General features: G+C 51.2%; 14 protein-coding genes. 12 read left to right on the plus strand and 2 right to left on the minus strand.

The window, feature by feature from the left end; genetic code table 11:
- Positions 1-53: 53 nt before the first annotated feature.
- Positions 54-719: a DedA family protein gene (locus tag DQG23_RS23595; protein WP_475112443.1), complete on the minus strand. Its 666-nt coding sequence runs from the start codon at positions 717-719 to the stop codon at positions 54-56.
- 162 nt (positions 720-881) lie between these two features.
- On the opposite strand from DQG23_RS23595, the gene DQG23_RS23600 reads away from it, so the two are divergent.
- The 4 genes from DQG23_RS23600 (at position 882) to DQG23_RS23610 (ending at position 3,595) form a co-directional block, all read left to right on the plus strand.
- Positions 882-1,154, plus strand: coding sequence for a hypothetical protein (locus DQG23_RS23600; RefSeq protein ID WP_113033348.1), 273 nt, complete (start codon positions 882-884; stop codon positions 1,152-1,154).
- 334 nt (positions 1,155-1,488) lie between these two features.
- Complete coding sequence (locus DQG23_RS23605; protein ID WP_113033349.1) at positions 1,489-1,740, plus strand: YolD-like family protein; 252 nt, start codon at positions 1,489-1,491, stop codon at positions 1,738-1,740.
- Positions 1,741-2,215: 475 nt separating this feature from the next.
- Positions 2,216-2,392, plus strand: coding sequence for a hypothetical protein (locus DQG23_RS42240; RefSeq protein ID WP_158560662.1), 177 nt, complete (start codon positions 2,216-2,218; stop codon positions 2,390-2,392).
- Positions 2,393-2,884: 492 nt separating this feature from the next.
- A complete protein-coding gene (locus tag DQG23_RS23610) occupies positions 2,885-3,595 on the plus strand; it encodes a ParB/Srx family N-terminal domain-containing protein (protein WP_113033350.1) in 711 nt (236 codons plus the stop codon).
- A 111-nt stretch (positions 3,596-3,706) separates the two neighbouring features.
- Here the strand turns inward: DQG23_RS23610 and DQG23_RS23615 are convergent, their stop codons facing one another.
- Positions 3,707-4,813: an SGNH/GDSL hydrolase family protein gene (locus DQG23_RS23615; RefSeq protein ID WP_158560663.1), complete on the minus strand. Its 1,107-nt coding sequence runs from the start codon at positions 4,811-4,813 to the stop codon at positions 3,707-3,709.
- A gap of 208 nt (positions 4,814-5,021) precedes the next feature.
- Between DQG23_RS23615 and DQG23_RS23620 the strand changes: the two genes are divergently transcribed.
- The 8 genes from DQG23_RS23620 to DQG23_RS23655 all read left to right on the plus strand — a co-directional run bounded on the left by DQG23_RS23620 (position 5,022) and on the right by DQG23_RS23655 (position 21,636).
- Positions 5,022-7,307: a helix-turn-helix domain-containing protein gene (locus DQG23_RS23620; RefSeq protein WP_113033352.1), complete on the plus strand. Its 2,286-nt coding sequence runs from the start codon at positions 5,022-5,024 to the stop codon at positions 7,305-7,307.
- A gap of 191 nt (positions 7,308-7,498) precedes the next feature.
- The gene (locus DQG23_RS23625) at positions 7,499-8,431 is read left to right on the plus strand and encodes an ABC transporter permease (protein WP_113033353.1); all 933 of its coding nucleotides are present in this window, start codon (positions 7,499-7,501) and stop codon (positions 8,429-8,431) included.
- 15 nt (positions 8,432-8,446) lie between these two features.
- Positions 8,447-9,313 carry a carbohydrate ABC transporter permease gene (locus DQG23_RS23630; RefSeq protein ID WP_113033354.1) on the plus strand — a complete coding sequence of 289 codons (867 nt, stop codon included), beginning with the start codon at positions 8,447-8,449 and terminating at the stop codon, positions 9,311-9,313.
- A 58-nt stretch (positions 9,314-9,371) separates the two neighbouring features.
- On the plus strand, positions 9,372-10,955 hold the full coding sequence (locus DQG23_RS23635) for an extracellular solute-binding protein (RefSeq protein WP_113033355.1): 1,584 nt from the start codon (positions 9,372-9,374) through the stop codon (positions 10,953-10,955).
- Positions 10,956-10,989: 34 nt separating this feature from the next.
- Positions 10,990-11,847, plus strand: coding sequence for an amidohydrolase family protein (locus tag DQG23_RS23640; RefSeq protein WP_113033356.1), 858 nt, complete (start codon positions 10,990-10,992; stop codon positions 11,845-11,847).
- 135 nt (positions 11,848-11,982) lie between these two features.
- Positions 11,983-12,993, plus strand: coding sequence for a Gfo/Idh/MocA family protein (locus DQG23_RS23645; RefSeq protein ID WP_113033357.1), 1,011 nt, complete (start codon positions 11,983-11,985; stop codon positions 12,991-12,993).
- A gap of 4 nt (positions 12,994-12,997) precedes the next feature.
- Entirely contained in the window at positions 12,998-14,248 is a 1,251-nt protein-coding gene (locus tag DQG23_RS23650) for a DegT/DnrJ/EryC1/StrS family aminotransferase (RefSeq protein ID WP_113033358.1), read from the plus strand.
- A gap of 17 nt (positions 14,249-14,265) precedes the next feature.
- Positions 14,266-21,636 carry an S-layer homology domain-containing protein gene (locus tag DQG23_RS23655; protein ID WP_146762364.1) on the plus strand — a complete coding sequence of 2,457 codons (7,371 nt, stop codon included), beginning with the start codon at positions 14,266-14,268 and terminating at the stop codon, positions 21,634-21,636.
- Positions 21,637-22,449: the final 813 nt, after the last annotated feature.

Raw genomic sequence — 22,449 nt, forward strand, 5'->3', positions numbered from 1 at the left:
TTAGCGACCGATTCGGCAGTCGCTTGCCGTCATTGCTCCAGCCCTAAGAGAAACTAGTCCGATTTCCGCCGGAATTTACTAAAGTACAAAACGCATATCAAAAAAACAATCAGCAGGATAAGCAGGAGTTGCGGAAAGTAGGCGTGGAATAGTAAAATGTAGGCTTTAATCTTATGCCACTTTTCCCCAAAACTGCGTCCGACCATAATAAAAAACGCACACCAAGCGAGTGCCCCCAAATAGGAAAACAATGCGAACTTCCGGTAATTCATATTCGAAATACCTGCTGTTATCGCGATCAAATGCCGGAGACCGGGAATGAAGTAGCTAAATACCAATAAGGCGTTTCCGTAACGGTCAAATTTTCGTTGTGTTTTTTCTATACGATCGGCAGTGATATGAAATTTCCGCCCATACTTGATTAGCGCCGGGTAGCCGAGCTTCAGTCCAATGAAATAACTGATGGAAATTCCTGAGATTGCGCCTGCGAATGCGCTGCCTAAGGCAAGCAATAAATCGAATTTGCCTTGAGCGATTCTATTGCCGATGAACGTCAGCAAAACTTCATCCGGTATCGGCAATCCGATAACCCCTAGCGCCAATGCCAAAAATATGCCGATGTATCCGTACTTGCCAAGCAGTATTTCCAAATATTTTTCCACGGAAGCCGCTTCCCCCATAATACAAAATAATATAACAGTTATTACCATTCTCTTCATGATTAAAAATATTTAATCATAAAAATTTCGCCCGGCGAAGTCATGGTGTAACTCCGGCGTAAACGAAAAGATGGGATGCTCGATTCCAGCGGATCAAATATAAAGACAAAAACGGAACAAACGGCGTTTCGGATCGTATTAGTTCTGCAAGGGGGGGAGGCTATGAATGCCGATCTAATCATCATTCTTGTGCTGGTCGTATTAAATATTCCGGTGTATCGATTCCTTTACCGATTGTTTTTTGCGGATGATGACGATTATGAGCAATCGGTAAAGTATGTCTTTACACCTAATTTCGTTTCATTTTTCAGGGGCGAATATTGGAAGGACAAGATAGACTCTGCGAGGGTGAAGTTTTATATCCTTTTTTGCGCCATGGCAATCGTGCTGGAATATGTTCTCCTTTCGAAGGTGATCCATTATTTCCGTTCATAAAGTACAAAGTTTTGGCGCGGTGCCGAAACATTGTTACTCGATTTGATGTATAATGTATTCCATTGGTCTGGAATCGTAGATGCAACGGACATTTTACCGGTGGAATAATGCGGACAGGCTCATAAACAATGAGGTTTTCTCCATTAGCGCACGTTCCATACATAATAATTGCGATATCGCTGTTTGTTTCGTAACCGTGTTTTCATCAATCATTCGATTAAGACTTGATAGTGTACCAGTCTTAATATTAATTTTCACTAATAGCAATCGATGAGGAATACTCTTTGACACTAAGGAGAATAGTCTTCGAAAGAATGCAACTGGAGGATGACAAGTGGCTAAAGCAAAAGTACCCAAGCGCCCGACACGGGACGAATTTGTTTTGGAGGAAATAGGCAATCAAATCACGGAAGCGTATTATGAGAAATCCGATATCGTTTTGACCATATGGGGGCGGGAAGAGAAAGTACGCGGACAGATCGTATTGTTGGATCCCAGAACCGGGAAGGTGCATGTTCAAACCTCGCATGAAACCGCAAAAGTCCCCTTTATGGACATTATGAGCGTGGATTATCCAAGGGATTAGAGCGACAACGAGAAGGGGCACAAGAATTTCAATAGGCTCTATCAAATCTCCTGTCCCGCCGAGCAAAGAAGGATGGAATTGCAGGGTAATTTCAATGGCATTTTCATCGATTCCATTCCTCTCGAATGGAGTTTTTTGCATGTACGGACTTGGGGCTAATCAAAGATATGTTTAATCAGTCTGAATGCACCTTTGAAAATAACCTCAATGATTAAACCGATTCCGTCAATGAAGTCGAAAAACTCATGCCGACTACGCTTGTTTTTTTTCTTCAATGTTCTCACCTCATAGTTAGATACGGGTATTGAACGATATAGGTTTCCAAATACTGTTGAAATAAAAGGGAGATACAGTGGCCCTCTGAGCAAAGTATACAAAAAAATGCGAATCTTGACCGATTGGCGGCTTGTGATAATATGGAAATACAAAAATATCGTTTAAGCTGTCCAGCCTGCAAGAACGTGGAGGAGAATACATGAATAAAAATAACTTACTCGTAGCCGCTATCCTATATTTTCTTTCTGCGATAGCATTTATAGTCGCGGGTTTTTTAACGGATAATCGGACCGCAGGCATCGGTTTTTGGATTGTAGCGGTGATGATGGCTGTTTCGGGAGTGCTTTTTATAAGGAAACATAAACAAAAGCGGTAGCGGAGTAGCGCATTAACTGATAGGAGCGATACGATGAGCGAGTTTACATATGGAAGCCTGATTGGAGGACCATTGTTGGGGATATCAGATATGGAGCCAAGGCGAGAAGGTGTCAAACTTGCATTTTTCGTATGAGTTTGAAGCGGAGCTGCTGTTTAGCGTCGCCCAAAAAAGATATCCGGATCAAAAAAATATAGCTTCCTTTCTGTTCGAAGATGATACAGCAGGCATATTTCGGAACGGCGACAGATGTATCGCTTTCATTGCTGCAATCTAGCCAAGTAAAAAGTTTGCAGGGACTAGTACTTTTATACTGAAAAAGGTATATGGCGGTGAGGGAGGATGCTTCCTGGCCGTCTTTTTGTTGTAAGCGGCCGTATCGGCCGATAGATTTGAGGAAATAATCCCCAAAACTTCATCCTAATCACCTATTTCCAATTAATGACCATCAAATTTATAATAAACGAACACAAGTTGGAAAGAGGTGGGAGCTTGCTTCGAAAAACGGAGATCAGAAACACAAGGAAAAGGAATGATGAAACAAAATCGTCGGACTTTCAGCACACCATTGGCCCATCCAACACTCATTTTATAGCACAGCTTCAAAAGCAATATGGAAATGCAGCGACTCTAAGGCTGATACAAACGAAGATGTCCGGGAATAATCCGCCTGTGCAGCGGTTTCCGGTTAAAAATCAAGAAACCGGCAAGTATGCCGACAGTAATTACAAAGGCGTAGTATTGGAGCCTGTCGAGGGCGAATCGGATACATATATGTTACCGGATGGCAAAAAGGTAATGTGGGATGGGGATTATTACGACTGCACAAGCAACGTGAAAGTAGATATTTCGGGATATGATTCTACGAGCGGAGATGATGCCGGGGGAGAGTCGTATAAATATAACCCCGCCCTGCTACAAGGAGAGTTAATGTCTTTATCGGAAGTGATCGGCCTAGTTTCTATGCGCTCCGATATAGATACGGAACAAGAAAAAGGAAAAAGCGGCAAGTATGCTGAAGATATGAAAAGAGGAGCCATGTTCCCGCCGATTAAACTAACCAAATATGAGGACGGCACATATGGATTATCCGACGGCAATCATCGGATAGAAGCGGCGCTTATTAATAAATACACCCGGATACCGGTCAATTTCTTTCAAGAAATAAACGGCGAAATAAAGCCTGTCAAATCGTTCGTTTGATTTATAAAAGCAAAAACTGCCATAGTCTTTCGACTAAGGCAGTTTTTTTGTTGCTTGATATCGAGCTTCGCCGACGCAGAATGCCGTTCAGCTTCACTTCAGCAAACTCATCTACCGAAGCAGAGCGGCGTCTAATCCGAAAAATTCGGCGATCGCTTCGGCCAGCAGCAAGTTGCCATACTTGGTAAAATGGACGTTGTCGTATCGCCATTTCTCGACCGGAACGCCGGCGAAAACGGAAGAAGTGGCGAAATATCCGCAGCCGTGTTGTTCGGCAGCAGCCTCAAGGACGGCGTTGTATTCGGCGGACTTGGCATCCGGCACATAATGGATGTCGTCATGTGCGGGATCCTCAGGATTTATCGATGAAGGCGGCGATAAAAGCAGCACATACGCTTTCGGATTGACAGTATAGATACCGTTTATGACGGCGCGCAGGTCTTGGTCGAACTGCTGGACGGTCCGGTATACCCGGTCATTGGCTCCGATAATCAGAATAACGAGATCCGGCGTAAAGCCGGTAACCCTTTCCTCAAGATTGTTCAATAGCCATTCCGCCGTTCGGCTGCCCTGGCCCGTAAGATGCACCGGAGTCAGCTTCGAACCGATTCCGAGCAAATACGCTGTCCTTTGCCCCGATGGTTGCGGACTCCCGGCTGCTTGCTCCCAGTTCGTCAAAACGATTTCATGCTCTATTCCCGCTGCGGCTTCCAGCTCGATGTAAATCGGATTGTAGCCTTGAAACGGCTGCCCCGCGCCATCATTGTTCACCGACTTGCAGTAGACTCCGTCCACATAAATATCGAACCGGGCCGCCGTATCTCCAGGCACGCTTCCGAAATATAAAACCGCCTTATTCGTATCGTTGTAATGCGTATAGGTTAGTTTGATTTTTTCGTCTTTGTCGAATACATCGATAGCCAGCGCGCCGTGTCCGAAAGGGAGCGTATATTCCGGCAAAGCCGCCGGCCCCAAAACGGAGCTGTCTTTCAAATGACCGTACGGCAATTCATGGCCGTGTCGAAACCAAGCGTCATTCCGATGAATGGCATCTCTCAGCAAGAACGACCAAGAACGAATGCCCGGCAAACAATCATAGGCATTGCTGCGGGGCTGTTCATCAAAATCGTAACGGTTGTAGCTCAAACTGTCCCCGGTTATGACAATCGAGGTCCCGTCCCGCTTCAGCAGCTCCTGTAAATCCTTCCTATCCGGCAAGCGTATCCCCCCAGTTTTAAACCCAATAATAGCGGAAGGCCGCTTTAGGAGTCAACCATATTTTGCTAGGATCGATCAAATAAATTTCTTGTTAACTTTCGTTTATTTGTTAGAATATTCAATAGATTGAAACCGACTCAATCTGCCCAATCATTGCTGCCGATCAACTGCAACCGTATCGCATAACGGGGGAAGGAGCGAAATCGTAGTGCTGAACCGGATACCTATTGTCAAAAATTTGACTTTTCAAAAGACGCTGCTAGTCTACTCGATCCTGCTCGGCATCGTCCCCGTGCTGCTGATCGGGCTGCTGTCATCGAACATGGCGGCCAAAAGCATTCAAGAAGAAGTCAATCTCAGCCAACAGATCATACTTAGACAGATCGAAAACCAAGTGGATGCCATGCTGAAGGATCTGCAAGGGACGTCGCTGCAAATGGCCAATGATCTTACCATCGAGAAGGCGCTCCGCTACGGCATTTCCATGCAAAATCTGGAGTCGACGCTCGGCACGATCAGCGCGATCGGCAAATACCGAAACTACTCCAAAATCGGATTCCATGTCTCCCTCGTCAATCCGAGCTACGAGCAGGTGTATTCGAATCAATTCGGCTTGCAGCCAATCAAAGATTTCCGGTTTTACGAACTGGTCCGGACCTTGGATATGAAGCAGCAGCGGCCGATGCTGATTCCGCCGCATACGTATCCGAATCAGCCGGAGCTGATGCTGCTTAGAACGATTTACTTGAATGCGCTTCCAAGCGACGCCATTGTGATTATGCATATCGATGCGAAGCAGCTGAACGATTTGTTTACATCCGTTAATCTGGGAGGGAATCGCAAGGCGCTGGTCGTCGACGATCAGGGCCAAATCGTGCTGAGCGCAGACCCGAACGAGGTCGGCAGCCGGTTGTCGCCGTCTTCGGAATTGTACAGCTTGTGGTCGCAAACGGGAGAAGCGAATTCGACGTTAACGCTTGACCGCGTTCAATACCAGGCATCCTCGCAAAAATCGGGCTTTAACGGATGGACGTATATCGCATTGACCCCTGTGAAAGAGCTTAGCAAGAAAGCGGACCATATCAAGCTCATTACGTGGTATATGGTTGCGGGACTTGCGGCGTTATGGCTCGTTATTTCCATTTTGGGGTCAAGAAGACTGACCGTCCCTCTTCAGCGCATTACTCAGAAAGTAACGAAGGAAATCGACGGAAGCGGGAACGAGTTTGCCGCGCTCAATCAATATATAGACCGTATTGTGGAAATGAATACGGATATGAAGAACAAGCTGTTCGAGCAGCAGCCGCAATTAAAAGACAGCGTTCTTCTTCAACTTCTGCGCGGGGAATTAACGGAGGAGGAAATAAACGGCAAGCTGAAACAGGTCGGCGTCCGGCTGCAAGGCCAATGGTTCTATGTATGTGTGGTGGAGATCGATCAGTACGGGCAGGTCATTCAAACGTACGGGGAAAGAGACCGGGCTTTATTGATGTACGCCTTGTCCAAGCTGATTACGGAAATTTGCGAGGAAACGTTCTCGTGCGCGATTGTTTCCGCCCAGCCCGGTCAAGTGACGCTGATCGTCGGTACGGACGACGACGAGGAGTTTAGCGGGAGGAAGCTGCTCGAGCGCTGCGAGCTGATTAACGAGCTTGTGAAAAAGTATTTCAAATTTACGGCGACGGTTGCCGTGAGTCAGGCTTATAAACGCTATGGCAGCATATGCGAGGGTTATCAGGAGGCGCTTATGCTGCTTCATAACCGGACCCTGATCGACAAGCATAGAACGATAACCTATAAAGAAATGACGAATGCCGCACTATCCCAGCAGTCGAGCCGTTTGTTCGTCAAATGGCAGAAAGCGATCGTCGATCAACTGGGAAAAGGCGATTTCGAGCAGGCGGCGCTGCAAATCAACGAAATGATCGACGCCATCCCCGAGCATGTGCACAATCATTCGTCCGCGATGGGGATATTCAATTTTTTGCTTGGCGGAATCGAACATCTGCTTCAGGAAATGGGATATGAGCTGAGCGACTGTTTGGAAGGGAATATTTACCGGACGCTTTACGATTTCAGGTCGCTGCAGGAAATAAGAGAATGGCTTGTTGAAACGGTACTCCCTTCCATTCGCAAGCATTTGACGGAAACGGACGAGTACGACGGCAAGAAAATGATCCGCCAGCTTATCGGCTACATTCATGAGCATATAGAAGAGGATCTGTCTTTGCAGCAAGTGGCGGATGCTTTTCAGTTAACGACGGCTAAGGTCAGAGCGTTGTTCAAGGAAGAGCTAAATACGAATTTCATCAACTACTTGATCGACTATCGTATTGCCAAAGCGAAAGAGTGGCTGATCCATTCCGAAATGTCCGTCAAGGAAATATCGGATCGGCTGAGCTATACGTCTCCGCAAAATTTCTCGCGCATTTTCAAACAAATGACCGGCGTCTCGCCAGGGAAATTCCGCGACGAGTTTTATCGAAAAGAATAGGGATTATTGCCGGAACACACCTGATTGTCGGCTTTCGATCGGGTGTGTATCTTTTTATTTCCGGACGTATCTTTTTGTCATCCGCTGCGGAAAGCAATGGATACTTTACCTGAATCGCTTGAATTTGTACATTGGCAGCAGGAGGGGAAAACGATAGTTAAAACTTTGGCGGAAAGGGGGGAACACCATCTATGAACACGGCAGCATCTACGATACAGGCGAAAACCGCACGCAAAGCGTTATGGAAATATCGGTACTTATATTTGCTGGTTATACCCGGAACGATTTATTTTATCGTTTACCGGTATATCCCGCTGCTCGGCTCCGTAATCGCATTCCAGGATTATAATCCGTTTCAAGGCTTCTTGCGCAGCAAATGGGTCGGACTCGAGCATTTTTATAAGATATTCGATAACCGCGACGTCATACGCGTGCTTTTCAATACGCTGCAGCTGTCGTTACTGCAAATTGCGTTTGCGTTTCCGGCTCCGATCCTGCTTGCGCTTATGTTGAACGAAGTCCGGAGCTCGCTGGCCAAGCGATGGATTCAGTCGATCGTTTATTTGCCGCATTTCCTCTCTTGGGTTGTTATTGCGGGAATAGCGACGGTTTTTTTGAGAAGCGAGGGGTTCGTCAATCAGCTGCTTCACTCAGCGTTCGGTACGGAACCGATCTATTTCTTGCAGACGCCGATGTTTTTCAAACCGCTGCTTATCTTGGAGGTCATTTGGAAGGAAACCGGCTGGGGAACGGTCGTTTTTCTGGCTGCACTGGCGGGGGTCAATGCGGAGCTGTATGAAGCGGCGGTCGTGGACGGCGCCGGCCGGCTGCGCAGAATTTGGCATATAACCTTGCCAGCGATACGCAGCACGGTCGTTATTTTGCTGATTCTCAGGCTGGGGAGCGTCATGGACAGCGGCTTTGAGCAAGTATTCCTGATGTTAAATCCGTACGTCATGGAAGTAGGGAATGTTTTGGATACCTACGTGTATTACAAAGGCATTTTACAGGCCGACTTCAGCTTCGGGACGGCGGTCGGATTGTTTAAGTCGGTTGTCGGTCTGATATTGGTCGTTCTGGCCAACCGTTTGGCCAAACGATTCGGCGAGGAAGGGATTTATTGAGGGGGTAGAAGATCCATGCAGCAGCGAACATGGGCGGAGCGAGTCGGTGAAAGCATCAATCTCCTCATGTTGATTTTTATTGCGTTCCTTATGTTCTTTCCGTTTTGGCATATTTTTGCCGTGTCGTTCTCGTCTTACGACCACTTCCTGCAAAGCGAGTTCATTTTATGGCCGAAAACTTGGGTGGCGGACGCCTATGACTACATTTTCAGCCACAGCCGGTTTATGCGTTCGATCTGGGTGACGATCGGCGTCACGGTGCTCGGGACGTTGATGAGTTTGCTTTTTACAGCCACGATGGCATATGCGCTGTCGCGTCATTTTCCCGGGCACAAAGCGGTTATGGCGCTGGTCTTGTTCTCTTTTCTGTTCAGCGCCGGGATGATTCCCACGTATTTGGTCGTCAGAGAGACGATGCTGATCAATACGATATGGGCTTTGATTATTCCGGGATTGATCAGCTCGTGGAATCTGATCGTCTTCAGGCAGTTTTTTCGAAGTATACCGGAAGCGCTTCAAGAGGCCGCACTGATCGACGGCGCTCATGATCTGACTGTATTTCGCAAAATTATTATACCGCTTTCCAAGCCGGCGTTGGCCACCTTCGGGCTGTTCTACGCCGTCGGCTATTGGAATGCGTACTTTAACGGCATTCTTTATTTGAACAAATCATCCTTGTGGCCGATCCAAGTGCTGCTTCGTCAAATTGTTATCGTGGAAGACAAGGCGGCTTTGATTAATGATCAGGTTTTGTCCAGGCCGCCTGCCGAAATGATTCAGATGGCCGCTATTTTGGTGGCAACCGTCCCGATCTTGTTCGTGTATCCGTTCTTGCAAAAGCATTTTGCCAAAGGGGTGATGCTTGGTTCCGTGAAAGGTTAGCGTCATACATTCGTCCATCTACTTGTCATATCGAACGATAATCAGGGAGGGTAAACAGATGAAAGCAAGAAATGTCGGCATCGTTTTATCATTGAGCACAATGGTTTTGGCCGCGGCCTGCAGCGATGGCAAGGGGAACGAAACGGGAAAAAACGCCGGAACCAATCCGGAAGCGACGGGCAAAGCCGCTATCGACATCAGCTTCATGAGCTTTATGGCGCTTGACGTTTTCCCGCCGTCGCAAGGCAGGGGCTTGGACATGATTAAAGAAAAGTTCCAAGCGAATATCAAATCCCAGTTCATACCGGTGGCGGATTACGGGGACAAAGCATCCGTGCTGATTGCATCCGGCGACGTGCCCGACGTGCTGTCCTGGGGCGGGATCGAGTCCACTTTCATTAAATATGCGAGGCAAGGGGCGTTTTTGCCGCTCGACGATTATATCGATAAATACGAATCGTTAAAAGCGGTGCCCAAGCATGTATGGGATCAGCTGCGGGTGGACGGCAAAATTTACTCCATCCCGAGCTACGGCTCCAGCCATGTGTTTACGATGATTATCCGCCAAGATTGGCTCGATAAATTGAATTTGAAAATGCCGACCAACTACGAGGAATTGAAAAAGGTCGCCATCGCCTTTGCGAAGAACGATCCGGACGGCAACCAAAAGAACGATACGATCGGTTTTTCGCTGTATGCGAATATCGGGCCGGAGGCTCCCGCAGGGGCTTACTGGTCGAAGGCTTGGTACCATAAAGATGCGCAGGGACAATATATTCCGGGCATAGTCGGACCGGGCCGCAAGGAAGTGATCCAAATGTATGCGGACGCTTATGCGGAAGGAGCCGTTACGAAAGATTTCGCCGTCGCTACGATCGATAATGCCTACAAAGAGTTTTATTCGGGCAAATCGGGTATTTTCCTCGGAACGCCGAGAGGCATGAGCGAGCCGGATTACTTGGCGCTGCTCAAAGCGCAGCCGAATGCCGTAGTGGCTTCCGTTCCTTATTTCGCGGCTCCAGACGGCTCGCAGGGATCGGCGCTGGGCATGGGCTATAACGGGCTCACCGTGCTTTCTGGCAAATTGAAGGATCAGCCGGAGAAGATTGAGAAAATACTGGAGATTATGGATTTCGGCAGAAAGTGGATTCCCGTCTCGGACAGAACGCCGCAAAATAAAGATTTTGACTGGCTGTACGGGAACGAAGGCGTCGGCTATACGATGGAAAACGGAAAGGCCGTTCTGAAGAAGGGATACGAGAAGGACGCGCCGCTTCATTACATGCTGCAAAGGCATGAGCCGTATACGCCGTGGGCGCCGAACGACGCCGCCAATCAATATTCGACTTCGCAGTACGATTCCAAGGACATGCAGCAGTTTATCGCCAAGATCGAGGAAATGGAGAAAACGTACAACAAAACGCCGTATGCCGATCCAAGCCGCGGCATCATAACGGAAACGCAGGCGAAAAAAGAGCTTGAGCTGAACGAATTTATTATCGGCGAACAAATCAAAATGATTTCCGGCGCGCGCCCCGTATCCGAGTGGGACAAGATGGTTGACGAATGGAAAGCTCGCGGCGGCGCCGATTGGATTAAAGAAATGAATGCGGCAATCAACGAACGCAAAGGCAGTAAATAATCGGTTCGCGGTATGAAGCGGAAAGGAAATCGATATGATCATCGACTCGCATAATCATCCGTTTTACGGCTTGATGAATTTGGAGAAAACGCTGCAAAACATGCAGGCCTGCAATATCGACCGGACCTGGATGCTGTCGCTGGAAACGCCTGAGCATGAAACATGGCCCGGCTATTACAGCAGCGCGTTCGGCACGGAACAGGCCTCCATCCCATTCGAAAATTGCTTGCATTACGTAGCAAAGGAGCCCGACAAATTCGTTCTCGGTTACGCGCCCGATCCGCGCAAGCCTTACGCAATCGGCCGATTGGAAGCGGCGATCGAGATGTACGGCGTTCGTGTCTGCGGGGAAATCATGCTGAGGATGACCTACGATCATCCGGATGCGATCGCTATGTTCCGCTATTGCGGCAAAAAAGGATTGCCCGTCATCGTGGAAGTCAATTACGGCGTAGATGGCGCCGGACCTTTTGCGCAGCCGGGATATTGGTACGGGGGCGGCATCGAGGCGTTCGAACGGCTGGTTAAAGCATGTCCCGAAACGATCTTCCTCGGTCATGGTCCCGGCTTCTGGGCGCATATTTCCGGCGACGATCTTTATCAAACGATGAGTTATCCGAGCGGCGATGTCGTATCGGGAGGCAAGGTCGTAGAAATGATGCGCACGTACGACAACCTGTATTGCGATTTATCCGCACGTTCAGGCTATAACGCATTAACCCGTACCCCATCGTTCGGTAAGGAATTTTTGTTAGAGTTTCAGGATCGTGTTCTTTACGGGAGGGACGATTGGGATAACCGGCTTCAGCAGTTTTTGAACGAAGCGGGCTTCCCGCAAGAGACGCTGCACAACATCTATGCCGGCAACTCGTTGAAGCTCGTTCCCTTGTAAGGACCGCCTTCGCGGCTGACAGGCGACAGGTATTGCCTAACGCGCCGGATTCTTCGCACCGTGAAGCACCCGGCGCGCGGCGTTTCGTCTGCCGCATAAGCTGCGCGAGGAGTAAAAAAGGAGGCTGGTGAGTGCATGTCATACCGATTCGCCGTTATTGGCTGCCGGCATGGGCATATTGCGAGATTTATAGACGAGATGCAACGAATGGGGCACACATGCGCAGGCATATATGACGCCGGCGATGGAAGTTTGGCCAGGAAGCTGGCGGAAGACTATAACGTGCCGTACATGAATGATGTGGATGCGCTGCTTGAACCGTCCGTACAAATTGTCGGCACTTCAGCTATCAACAACGAAAAAATGGACGTCGTCGAGCTATGCGAGCGGCATGGCAAAGCGGTCATAGCGGATAAACCCCTTGTCACCGACCGCGCCGGGCTGGAACGGCTGGAAAATGTGCTGAAAAGGGGCCGCATTCAGGTAGGTTTGATGCTGACCGAACGTTATCGCCGATCGGTCCTTACTTTAAAGCGGCGGATCGATGAAGGAGCGCTCGGCGACATTACCGAAGTAGCAATCCGCAGGCCGCTTAAGCTTTATCGCGAGTATCGCGAACCATGGTTTTTCTCCAAAACGCAAAACGGCGGCATTATAGCGGATCTTATGATTCACGATATGGATCTGCTCCGCTGGTTGACTGGCGAACCGATCGATGAGCTGCATGCGGTTGCAGGCAAAAGCATACTGCCGGAATATCCGGACTTTTATGACACGGCTAATATTCAGGCTGTTCTAGGCGGACGTATTGCCGCCAGTCTTCACGCCGATTGGCATGCCTCGGAGAAAGGCTGGGCTGCGGACGGACGCCTATTCGTTACGGGCACGAAGGGCTGCGCCGAAGTGCGGCTGTCCGGCGATCCGGCCATTGCCGAGGAGGAGCTGCTTTTTACGGTGTACGGCGAGCAGCGGTTTCAGCGGGAAGAGCTGGCATTAGCCGAGTCAGGCTTGTGCGAAGACTTTATTCGGCGAATCGAAGGAGCGGAGCATTCCGGTCCGTCTCACACGGACTTATGGGAAGCTAGCAAAGCCGTCATAACTGCGGATGAAACCGCACGGCGATTGAAAATAAACACGGAATGGTGATGACATGAGCGAGAATGGGCATTTGGCGATTAACGGCGGTCCGAAAGTAAGGAAGAATCCGTTTCCGGAACGCGGATTACTGGGGGAGGAGGAGAAAAAGGCGGCGATCGCGCTATTCGACGAGGCGATTGCCAGCGGCAGCGCATTCGGTTATTTGGGTCCCGAGGAGGAAGCGTACTGCAGCGAGTTTGCCGAATTTATGGGCGGAGGTTACGCGGATGCGGTCAACTCGGGCACGACGGCCGTTTATGTTGCTTTGCGGGCGTTAAACCTGGAGCCGTTTACGGAGGTCGTCGTTAGTCCGATTACCGATCCGGGCGGCATGATGCCGATCGCGCTGCTGAACTGCATTCCGGTTGTCACGGATTCCGCTCCGGGGAAATACAATACCGACGCGAACGAAATCGAAAAAATGATTACGCCGTTGACGAGCGCGATTCTGGTTGCGCATATCGGAGGCGAGCCGCTCGATATCGAGGCGATCGTAGCGGTAGGGAAAAAGTACGGCATTCCGGTGGTCGAGGATTGCGCGCAAGCGCACGGAGCCGCGATTCGCGGCAGGAAAGTAGGATCGTTCGGCGATATTGCGGCATTCTCGACGATGTTCGGCAAGCATCACTGCACGGGCGGCCAAGGCGGAGTCGTCTTCACAAGGGATGAAACGCTTTATTGGCGGGCTAGGCAAGCGTCGGATCGGGGCAAGCCGTTCGGATTGCCGGACGGTTTGACGAATGCGATCGCGTCGCTGAATTTTAATTTGAACGATCTTGCGGCTGCGATCGGAAGGGTACAGCTGAAGAAGCTGCCGCTAATCGTACAGAAGCGCCGAGATGTAGCGGCTCAATTAACCGAACGCTTGAGCAAGCTGGAGGCTGTCGCGGTCCCTCGGCAAATCGAAGGTGCGGAGGCATCCTTTTGGTGGCTGCGGCTGGAAGTCGATGAAAACAAGCTAAGCTGCGATAAGGAAACCTTCTGCCGTGCTTTGATAGCGGAGGGAATTCCGGTTAACCCGTCATACCGGGCGATGCCTCATCTGATGGACTGGTTTCAGAAGCAGCGCGCATTCGGCACGAGCGGTTATCCGTGGCGGGCTCCGGCCTACAAGGGCGATCCTGACCGTAAGTTCGAGCTGCCGAACGCCATGGCGGCGACGAGCGTACAGTTTAATTTATACGTAACGGAAAGCTGGGGACAACAGGAAATCGAGGACACCGCTGCAGCATTCGAGAAAGTCGAGAGGGCCTATTTGAAGTAATCTCGGGAGGGATTGTCTTGATAAGTCGGAGAATGAATGTCGGGTGTACGAAAATTTTGTTATTTTTTATGATGTTCAGCGTGTTTTTCGGCAGTCAGCCGCAATTGTCTTATGGGGAGCCGATCGAGGATCCCCCTCTTTTATTTGATTTTTCGAAGGTAGGCGTGAACGGGGCGGACGGGACGCCTTCCGGCTGGAAGCTGGACGGACAAACGACCGATTATCCGCTGGTTACCGTGTATGCCGCGGATGGACTGACGATCCATTCGGCCGCAATCGGCCAGGACAGCAGGAGTTTTTCTTTTGACGTGCCGGAAGCGGGCATTTATCAGGTCGATTTTCAAGGTCTGCTCCACATAGGCAACGGGATCGGGAAGCTGTTCATCGACGGTGCCCAATTGGGCGACTACGATTTTTATTCGGAAACGACCCAGTTGAATCCCGATCCGCAGACGATGGGCAAGCTTTATTTGGCGGCCGGGACGCACTCGCTCGCGATAAAGCTGGTTGGCCAGAATGCAAGCTCAACCTATACGTATATGATGCCTAATAAAATGTTTCTGACAAACGTTTCCGAAAGCGTAGCCTCCGTTCATGTGACGGCCGATTCTACCGAGCTGTTTGCGGGAGAATCGCTGCAGCTGCAGCTGAATGGGGTGCTGAGCGACAGCAGCGCTGTAAATTTGAACGGTGCGGGCGTTACTTACACGAGCTCTGACGATTCGGTGATGGAGGTGGATGCATCCGGCAAAGTGACAGCGCTTTCGCGGGGCTCGGCGACGATAACGGCAGCTTTTACTTTGGACGGCATGCCGTATGAGCGGTCGATACAGCTGCAAGTGATCGGCAAGTATCTGTTCGACTTCTCGAAGGTCGGGGTGGAGGGTGCGGATGGCATGCCCACCGGCTGGAAGCTCATCGGCACGACCGGCCAGCTGCCTTCGATCAGAGTCTGGGCTTCGGACGGGCTGACGATTCATTCGGCGGCTTTGAATCAAGATGCCAGAAGCTTTGCTTTTACCGTTCCGGAAGCGGGCACCTACAGAATCAAGCTGAACGGCGCGCTGAGCAGCGGCAATGGAATCGGGCAAGTCAAAGTCGACACGCAAGTGCTCGGCAATTACGATTTTTACTCGGCGACGACACAGCTCGATCCGGAGCCGCAGACGATGGGCAAGCTGAATTTGGCCGCGGGGACGCACACCTTGACGCTCACGCTCGTTGATAAGAATGAGGCTTCGGGATGGTACTATTTAGCGCCGAACAAAATGATTTTGGAGCAGCTGGCGCCGGAGTTTACGGCAGTGACGCTAACGGCAAGCAGTCCGGTCATTGCGGTTAACGACACGCTCCAGCTGCAGCCCGAAGGGAAGCTTAGCGACGGCAGCGCCGTCGATTTAAGCGGCGCAACATATGAATTTGAAAGCTCGGACGAAGCCGTGCTGGAGGTTGATCATTCCGGACTCGTGACCGCAATTTCGCCGGGATGGGCGACCGTTACGGCAGCCGTCACCTTGAACGGGATTCGGCAGGAGGCGTCGATTCGTCTGCTGGCTTTGAGCGGGCCGCCGGATGAGATCGAATTGTCTTTAACTTCTCAACAGCTGCTGCCGGGACAAAAATCGTACGCGAACGTTAAAGGTTATACGGCGAACCATGAGCCGATCGATTTGAAAGGGCTTCCCGTGTTATTCAGCGTATCGGTTCCGGGTCAGGAGGCCGTTTCGGTCAACGGGAAGGGCGTCGTTACGGCAATCTCGGCGGGAACGGCGCAAATCCATGCCTCTATGGCTCTTCTCGGCGAGACCTATGATGCGGAAGCGACGGTTACGGTCGTAAACGCTACGTATACGCCGCAAGCGATACCGGTCATATCGGACCGCTGGGGCGTAATTCATGCCGCGAACACCCCGATCCAGCTGAACGGCAGCTTGAGCGAATCCGCTTGGAATCATGCGGCCGGATGGGACGGCTTCAAGACGGCTTACTATAAGAATGAGGCGGATCCGGATACGGAAGTGAAAATAACGTATGATGAGGACAATCTGTATGTTGGCATTACCGGCCAAAAACTGGCATCCGATGACTCCCTTCCATCCGAAGGCTTCGAGCTTCTGATTTCGCCTGATTCGGAACTTTCGAACACGTATCAGCTTCTCGTCATGCTTAAGGAAGATCAGCATCGGCAGTTGAGTACGATTTATGACCGGTACAGCCACCCTCCCAAGGCGATTGATAACGCAGCCTCGCAAGTCGTTGACGGTGTAGAGCAGTGGACCGCGGAAGTATCCATACCTTGGCATTCTCTCGATGTGGAGGGCGTTTCGGCAGGCGACGAGTGGGCAATCAACGTCATTCGTCACCGCATAGGGGCACAGCCGTTATCATCCTGGGTGCCGATCCGCGAATCCGAGTTTACGGATAATGAAAGTCCGAATGCATACGCGCTTTTCGTAACTGCTGCCGAACAGGGAAGGATGGGGCGCGTCTACTTCGAGGAGGCGGTAAGCCGATCAGCGGGGTCTGCAGCGGCAGAGCCGGTTGCGCCTTGGTTCCCCGAGCAGCTCGAGTTGATCTACGCCGGGTATTCCGAAAAAACCGTATCGTTCTCGGCGGACGGGCTGCAAATAACGGGCAATCATGCGAGGATCGGCCTGCGCACGCCGTCCGGCGAACGTTATGAGATAACCGGAGCGGTTTGGACGGAACAAAACGGCCGCTATACAGTGTCGTTCCAGCATTCGCCGCTGAATAAGCCGGGCTTGTACCAGCTTGAGCTCATTGTCGATGACACGGTGAACGCTCAAACGCGGATGGCCGTTATCCTGTTCGATCGAGACGAGACGATCGACGCCGGAGAGCGAAGCTCGAACTGGCGGCCGGCTGCCGTTCCGTTAGCTGAAGCGAGTGCAAGTGAGCCGTCGACGGACGTAGAGCGACTGCTCCAAATGATTCCGGCAAAATCCGGGACATCGATTCTCGGCCTGCCGGAAAATCCGGATTTGCATCCGGTCGGCTTGTTCGACTGGGATCCGAGCTTTCCGGATCAAATCGTGAGCAAGTCGGGCTCGCTTGTTTACCCGAACGCGAACCATCCAGAGGACAAAACGCTGCAAGTGCGGAATGCCAAGGGTGAACTCGTGGAGTATCCCTATTACGAAGACGGCAGCGGGAAAAAGTACTTTTTCTCGGCGTTCATCGATTTCAAAAAAAGAGAATATGTGCTGAAGCAGACGGCGCTGCTGGCCGAGCTGGATCCGCTTGGAGCGGCCCGGCTGTTGAATCGTTTTGCCGACGTGTACGAGGGATATGTGCCTATTTATGACTTTACGTGGAACTTTTATCCGATTTCGTTGCAGTCGGGGCCTCCGTACCCGCATTATGGCGGCGTATGGAGCAGCTGGTTTTTCATGGACTTGGAAGCGCTCAAAAGCTTGGCGAAAGCTTATGAAGCCGTCAAAAAGACGGATGCATTCGATTTGCTTTCCGTCGAGCTCGGCATTGACGTTTCCGAGAAGCTGAAAAACAAGATGTTTAAACCGTCGGTTGATTACATGAGAACGTTCACAACATGGAACTCCAACATGGATTATATGCTGTGGTCCGGCCTGATTGCGATCGGCAACGCCATCGACTATCCGGATTACGTTCACGAAGCGATCGATCGAATCGGCAGCTTCGCCTCCAAGCAATTTATGTTTGACGGATTCTGGAACGAAGTGACGGTTTCCTATCATATGCAAAGCTATGCCGGCTTGCGGGACAGTCTGAAAGCCTTGCAAGGCTGGGGAGATCCGGCGGGATACGTTTCTTCGAGAACCGGCAGGCGGGTGGAGTCGCTTGACATGGGCACGGAGTTTCCTTTCTTGAAGCAATCTGCGGTTATCCAAAACCTGCTCGCATATCCGGACGGAAAGCTGCTGCCGATCAACGATACATGGGCTTACGACATTTCGGACGCGCCGGATACGGAGGCCGGATCCTTCCTGCTTTCGGCCGCGGGCGTCGGGCGTACGACTATCGGCGATGAGACGGAGCAGTCTCAGCTCTATATGAGCTATTCCCCGAAATTCGGCCATAATCACTGGGATCCGCTCAATATCATGTACTATGCCAAAGGGCAGGAGCTGCTTCCCGATGTCGGCTATACGCATTCCAAATACGGGATGTGGACGAGATCGACGATGTCGCATAATACCGTCCTTGTGGACAGTAAGGATATGGAAGCGGATAAGCTCGGACTGAACGGCAAAGGGCAAATATCCGCCTTTATCTCCTCGGATGAAACCGTGCAGGTGATGAAGGCCGGCGAGGAAAACGGCTACGCGATGACGAGCGAATACGACAGGGAGCCTTGGCAAATCGCGTTTCCGGGCTCGGATGACGGCTATGTGCTCGATCTGTTCCGCGTAGCGGGCGGGAGCCGCCACGAATATACGCTGCATGGCGATGCGAACCGGGATGCTGCGTTTACAACCTCTCTGCCGATGCAGTCATACGGGCCGTATTTACTGCCGGAAGGGACTCCGGTAAGTCCGCCGGTCGATCAATATGACAAAGGCAGCGCGGGCGACGAATATTACGGCTATTTATATATTCGGGATGTAAGCCGCGGCCAGGTTGAAGGCGGCCAATACCGGGTTACGCTGTCGACGCAAGATCCGGGCGAGAACGGCGCGGAACGGGCGGGTATGCAGATCATCGGCCTGACCGATCCGGGCGAGAACGAGCTGTTCCTAGGCAGATCGCCTTCCTTGCGGATGACCAGAACGGTGTACAACGACTCGAACGATGTTGCCGACCTGTATACGATGCCGACAATGGTGCTGCGGCGGGAAGGCAGCGAGCTGAAGAGCACGTTTATTACGGCACTGGAGCCGTACGCGGCCGGAGATTCCCCGCAAATCGAGCAGGTGGAACGGCTCGTTCCCGACCGGTCGGAGGAAGGCGATGCGGCGGTGAAGGTGTCGTACGGAACGACGACGGATATCATTTTGAGCTCGCCGGAGACAGGCGATAAGCCGCTTATTATCGGCAATATTTGGCTGGACGGGAAGATGGGCTTTATCCGCTTGGAGAACGGTGTCGTCACGAAAATGATGCTGATGGACGGAACAAGGCTTGTCTATGACGATCGGGAAGTAACCGGAGCGGGTTCGTCATCCGGCGTTATCGACGAGGTATACCGGAAAGCGGACGGTCAAGCCTTCGACGCTTTCGGAACCTCAACTGCCGTATCTGCGGATGCGATAGGTCAATATATGATCGTGGAACATCCGGACGGATCGTCGGACGGGTACAAAATAACGGACGTCCTTACCGAAAATGGAAGGACAAAGATCGTCATCGAGGGCGAGCCGGGCTTTGTTCTTTATCCTGACGGGGCATCCGAGCTGAAGTTTTATCCGTCTACCCGGTGGAAAGGAAACCATACGTTCCATATTGCGAATGTCGACAGCGGTATTCACGAGTATGTTCCGTTTGTCGAGTCGATCGAACTGAGCGTGGAGCAGGAAAACATAAACGAGCTTGTGTTGGCTAATGGCGGTACGGCGCAGTTGACAGCGGCTGCCGTATACAGCAATCTGGCCGTTACGGATGTGACTTATGAGCCCGGCATTTGGCAAAGCGGCGATACTGGGGTTGCTGTAGTCGAAGACGGCTTGGTGACGGCTGTAGGCGCAGGGCAAACGGTTATTTCCGCAAGCTTCGGCGGGAAGTCCGCGTTTGTTCCGCTAACCGTAATCGAAGACGGCGAGATGACGATCGCAGGTTTAAGCTCTCCCATGACGGTCGGAGAGCAAGCGCAAATCAGGTTACTCGCGGCAAGCGGGAACGGGGTCGTCGCCGTTACCTATTCGGCTGTTTACAGCAGCAGCGAATCGGATGTAGCTTCCGTGTCGGCTTTAGGGCTTGTTGACGCATTGGAGGCGGGTACTACGGTTATCACGGCGACATACGGTTATTTCACTCCGGCCGTATTCGGACTTCAGGTCCGGGCGAAAGCGAACAACGCTTTGCTGCGCGATCTGAGCGTGAACGGTTCGACCGTGACGGACTTCGAGCCGGCGAACGAAGCGTATACCGTACGACTAGCTTCCGGAACGCAGATGGTTCCGGCGGTTACCGCCGAAGCCGATGATCCGCGCGCCGCGGTAACCGTGCAGCCGGCAAGCTCGCTTCCCGGCACGTCAACCGTCAGGGTGACGGCGGAGGACGGCATAACGGCTAAAACGTATACGGTTCGATTCGAGGCCGATCCTTCACCTGAGAAACCGGCTAATCCGGAAGCGGGGAATGAGAGTCCGTCCGCAAATTCGCCGGCGAACGCATCCGTGAAGCGAAATCAAGTCCTTCATTTTGAAAAAGGTCAAACGAGTATGGCGCTAACAAGGAAAACATTATCGGAATCATCCTCGCTGGAAGTCGTTCAAGGAGATTTTACCTTGCATCTTTCGAATAAAGCGCTTGGTGAGCTGCTACGGTTATGGGATGCGCACGGCGACAAATCGGAAATGACGATTGCCGTTTCCCCGAATTGGGGAAAGCGTGAGGAGCAAGCCGTCGCTCAAGCGGGAAAGCAAGCGAACGCCGCGCTTTCGCCGGCCAGTTCAGTATATGATGTGCGGATATTCTTAGGGCAGCAGACTGTCGCGGCATTCGATTCACCTATACCGATAAGCATCGCGTTCGATCCGAAAGCGGATCAGGAGCTGCTTGGCGTATACCGGATAGGAGACAAGGGGGAGCTCGAATATGCAGGCGGCAAGGTCGTAGGCGATCGAATCGAGGATAAATTGACCGGCTCTGGTCAATTTATCGTGTTGGCGTTCGACAAGTCCTTCCGGGATGTCAAGGCGGAGCATTGGGCGTATCATATGCTGAAGGTGATGGCGGCGCGCCATCTGGTTACCGGAGTGAACGCCGACGATTTCGAGCCTTCGCGTCCAGTGACCCGCGCCGAGTTTACGGCTTTGCTCGTGCGGGCGCTTGGCTTGGAGGCGGCAGAGGAGGAGGGACGGGTTTTTGCGGATGTAGAGTCTAGCGACTGGTATGCAAAAGATGTGGCAGCTGCGTTCGAAGCGGGTCTGGTTAACGGTTTCGACGATGCAACTTTCGCGCCTGACCGGCCGATCACCCGCGAGGAAATGGCCGTCCTGCTCGTTCGCGCATACGTCATGCAGCAAGGAAATCCTGCGATGGGATCAGCTCCGGGATTTAGCGATCTGGAAGAGGCGGGCGAATGGGCGCGGCAATCTTTAAGTACCGCATTCAGCGTAGGATTGCTATCGGGCAGAGGCGATAATCGATTCGTTCCGCAAGGAACGACGCTTCGGGCTGAAAGCGCTCAGGCGGTTTACAATTTGCTGAAATTACTGGAGGTGTGAGATCGCAAGCAATTGGGAGAGCAAATAGGGATAGCAGGTAATTGGGATAGCAAGCAATTGGGATAGTAGGCAATAGGGATAGCAGGCAATAGGTTAGCAAGCAACTGGGATCGGAAGCAATAGGGATAGCAGGCAATAGGGATCGCAAACAACTGGGATAGCAGGTAATAGGGATTGCAAGCAATTGGAAAAGCAGGCAATAGGATAGCAAGCAATAGGAAAGCGAGCAATAGGGATTGCTTGCGATTCTGCGAAAGAAAGAAAGAAAGAAAGAATAAGCGAACCGGCGTGTATCGTTGATGCGCGCCGGTTTGTTTATGTTTTCGGCAAGATTCTGCAGGTACAACGTCACGATCCAACCGTGAAGTAAATTCCGAATTTTTCTGCATAGAGAATAAAATACTTGGTCGCATATGTTGGGATTCGAACTAACATATGGAGCAAGACGGCAAGGTGAGGCTTGCCGTAAAGCTGGAGTCCGATTTTACCCTCTTAGAGCGATGAATCAAGGTTACTTTAATATTGCAGTCCGAATTTGCCTGCTTGGAGAAGGGATTCACCCGTATACCGTACATAAAAGTCGCTGCAAGTGGGTGTTTTCGGACTGCTGGTGAGGAAAGGAAGCCGAACTTGATTCCAATTGGGCAGAATCGGACTCCAGAGTATGTAAGTAATGAGTGAGATGAGCAAGTAGGGGGATTGGAGAGTAGGAATATACGTCGGGTGTAGATGGGGTCTGCAAGACCCGAAATTGTGCATGAAAATTCAAATAGAATGATCGGGATGGAATCAAAGTCCCCCAATCGTGTATGA

The sequence above is a fragment of the Paenibacillus contaminans genome, from assembly GCF_003285015.1.
In the GTDB taxonomy this organism is placed as follows: domain Bacteria; phylum Bacillota; class Bacilli; order Paenibacillales; family NBRC-103111; genus Paenibacillus_V; species Paenibacillus_V contaminans.

Coding starts and splice junctions, on each gene's coding strand:
- DQG23_RS23635 (WP_113033355.1), top strand. CDS start 9,372: ATGAAAGCAAGAAATGTCGGCATCGTTTTATCATTGAGCACAATGGTT.
- DQG23_RS42240 (WP_158560662.1), top strand. CDS start 2,216: ATGAATAAAAATAACTTACTCGTAGCCGCTATCCTATATTTTCTTTCT.
- DQG23_RS23625 (WP_113033353.1), top strand. CDS start 7,499: ATGAACACGGCAGCATCTACGATACAGGCGAAAACCGCACGCAAAGCG.
- DQG23_RS23650 (WP_113033358.1), top strand. CDS start 12,998: ATGAGCGAGAATGGGCATTTGGCGATTAACGGCGGTCCGAAAGTAAGG.
- DQG23_RS23640 (WP_113033356.1), top strand. CDS start 10,990: ATGATCATCGACTCGCATAATCATCCGTTTTACGGCTTGATGAATTTG.
- DQG23_RS23630 (WP_113033354.1), top strand. CDS start 8,447: ATGCAGCAGCGAACATGGGCGGAGCGAGTCGGTGAAAGCATCAATCTC.
- DQG23_RS23595 (WP_475112443.1), bottom strand. CDS start 719: ATGAAGAGAATGGTAATAACTGTTATATTATTTTGTATTATGGGGGAA.
- DQG23_RS23600 (WP_113033348.1), top strand. CDS start 882: ATGAATGCCGATCTAATCATCATTCTTGTGCTGGTCGTATTAAATATT.
- DQG23_RS23645 (WP_113033357.1), top strand. CDS start 11,983: ATGTCATACCGATTCGCCGTTATTGGCTGCCGGCATGGGCATATTGCG.